This window comes from uncultured Campylobacter sp. (genome assembly GCF_938017705.1).
Classification (GTDB): Bacteria; Campylobacterota; Campylobacteria; order Campylobacterales; family Campylobacteraceae; genus Campylobacter_B.
On the sequence record NZ_CALIIS010000054.1, the window covers coordinates 1 to 2,269 of the forward strand.

Genomic DNA, 2,269 nt, shown 5'->3' on the forward strand with positions numbered 1-2,269 from the left:
GCCGCGACTGCCAACCGCACCCATTCGCCCGTAAAACCCGCTTGCAAAAAACTTAAGCGCACGATTATAAGATTTCGCTATAATCACGTCCGATTTAAAATTTATCAAAATTTAAAAGGACCTTTATGCGCGCAATTTTTTCTATCTATATCTTCATCATCGCAGCCCTTATCGGCATCGAGCTCTCGCTCGGCGCACTCGTAGCGCCGGTGGTGTTTTTCCCGCAGCAGATTATCGGAGAGGGCGTGCTATCGCACTTTCAAAGCGGCAAGCTAATGAGCGAGATCTTCGTAAAATACGGCGGCATCCTCATCGCAGTTTCCATCATCTGCCTCGTTTTTGAGATGATAAATTTCAACAACAACAAATCCCAATCCTTTCGCTTGCGCCTTTCGACCCTGATGCTGACGCTCGTAAATATCATACTTGCCCTACTTTTCGTGCTTTACTTTACAGACTACGTCATAAGCGCCCAAAAAATCGGCGCAGAAGCGACGATGACGCCAGAATTTGCCCAAATCCACGCGGCCAGCGAGTGGTGCATGAAACTCATCATCGTGTTTCAAACGGTGCTGTTTTTCGCAAAAATCCTCCCCGCTCTAGCCGCGAGAAATGGTGCAGCGGCGAAAGACACGCGGGATGAAGATTAGAATTTACTACGAAGACACCGACGCGCAGGGCATCGTGTATCACGCCAACTACATAAAATTTTGCGAGCGGGCGCGCAGCGAGGCGCTTATGCAAGCAGGAGTGGACTTCGCGCGCGCGGACGCACACTTCGTAGTTAGCGAGCTTTTCGCTAAATTTCTCCGCCCCGCGCACCTCGGAGACACGCTTGAAATTCGCACGAGCCTAGCCGTGCTTAAAAACGCCAGTGCCCTTTTGCGGCAAGAAATTTACAAGATCAAAGATATTAAAAACGTCGATTTTAGCGAGCTTTTATACGTGCAGGACGTAAAAATCGCCTTCGTAAAAAACGGCAGGCCGATCAAATTTAGCGTTGAAATTTTAGAATTTTTCAAATCTTTGAGATAAATTTATCTCGCGGGTTCAAATTTACCTAGTCGTGCGGCGCAAACATAGCACAGGCCGACCTTCCGCGTAAAATTTAAGGATATACAGAGCTCTTAGGCGAAATAAAATTTGCAGGCTAGATAAAATTTTACGACATAGAATTTCGCTCGGCGTTAGGGTTTAAATTTAACACTATGTCGCAACGCAAACCCCTCACACGCCCGAGATAGAAAGCAAAATGAAATATCATAATTTTGCAATGGCGTTAAATTTTGCTCTACTCTGCCGCTTTATGAAATTTCTCGTCTTCAAATTTAAACCCGCGCAGATCGAGTCTGTATTTTACTCCGCTAAAATCCCGCTAGTCCGTGAAATTTAAGCAGGTTAAATTCGCCCGTCTGCTCGCTCGCCGCAATAAAAATCACGGCGTCCGCGCAAAAAGCTGCGCACAAAATCAAAATAGCGCGCAAAGAAAGCACCAAAATGCGCCTCACAGCAGCTCTTTTATCCTTTGCAGATCCTCTTTGAAAAGCTCCGCCTTGCTCGGATTTTGCGCGATGAATGCGGGATCGAAGCTCGGCACGAAGCTGATGCCGCCCTCGTTAAAGACCGAGCCGTGCAGCGCGTCCATGCCGGCTAGATCGCCGTTTCGCAGCACGATTTTACAGCAGAGCTCCCCTAGGCAGAGCACGACTTTGGGTTTTAAAATTTTGATTTCATCAGTCAGATACGGCGCGCATTTTAAAATTATTTCCGAGCTTATGCGCCTATTTTGCGGCACCGCGCACCTTATCAAAAAGCTAAAATAGATCTCTTCCGGCGCGCAAATTTGATCTAGCGTTGCCGCTACCTCAGCCTCCAAACCGCCGTCAAAACCCTCGCTAACGCCCGGCGCAAGAGCTACGATCATAAGTTTTACGCTCGCGGGAGCTTTAAAATTTTTGATAGTTTTAAAATTTTGCTCGCTAGAGCTCGTGCGCGTTTTAGCAAGCTCGCAGAGATTGCACTCGGCGGTAGCGGATTTTAGCGCGTCCAGCGCCTTGAAAAATCGCGCGCCACCGCTTAAAATTTCGGCGCCTACGTAGCGGTAGCCGAACGCTTTGTAATAAAGCAGTCTGCGTAGTTGCGAGCTTTGCACGGCGCACCTACGATCTGTTTAAATTTCGCGCGACGAATCCGCGATCAAACTGCGCCAAATCTTTGTAAAATTCCGCTCTAAAGCCCTGCTCGCGCAAAAACGCCGACAAACTCTGCT

The 2,269-nt window shown here is 48.0% G+C and carries 4 protein-coding genes; 2 read left to right on the plus strand and 2 right to left on the minus strand.

The features are described 5' to 3' along the window. The first annotated feature begins 125 nt into the window (after positions 1-125). Together Q0605_RS02780 and Q0605_RS02785 are read left to right on the plus strand one after the other, a co-directional pair. Positions 126-650, plus strand: coding sequence for a DUF4149 domain-containing protein (locus Q0605_RS02780; RefSeq protein ID WP_298704027.1), 525 nt, complete (start codon positions 126-128; stop codon positions 648-650). After that, a complete protein-coding gene (locus Q0605_RS02785) occupies positions 640-1,035 on the plus strand; it encodes a YbgC/FadM family acyl-CoA thioesterase (protein ID WP_298704030.1) in 396 nt (131 codons plus the stop codon). Before Q0605_RS02780 ends, Q0605_RS02785 begins: the two co-directional genes overlap by 11 nt. A gap of 329 nt (positions 1,036-1,364) precedes the next feature. Here Q0605_RS02785 and Q0605_RS02790 read toward each other — a convergent pair whose 3' ends face one another. Together Q0605_RS02790 and Q0605_RS02795 are read right to left on the minus strand one after the other, a co-directional pair. Then, entirely contained in the window at positions 1,365-1,508 is a 144-nt protein-coding gene (locus Q0605_RS02790) for a hypothetical protein (RefSeq protein ID WP_298704033.1), read from the minus strand. Beyond that, on the minus strand, positions 1,505-2,152 hold the full coding sequence (locus Q0605_RS02795; RefSeq protein ID WP_298704036.1) for a uracil-DNA glycosylase family protein: 648 nt from the start codon (positions 2,150-2,152) through the stop codon (positions 1,505-1,507). The genes Q0605_RS02790 and Q0605_RS02795 overlap by 4 nt, the downstream gene beginning before the upstream one ends. Between the last annotated feature and the right edge of the window lie 117 nt (positions 2,153-2,269).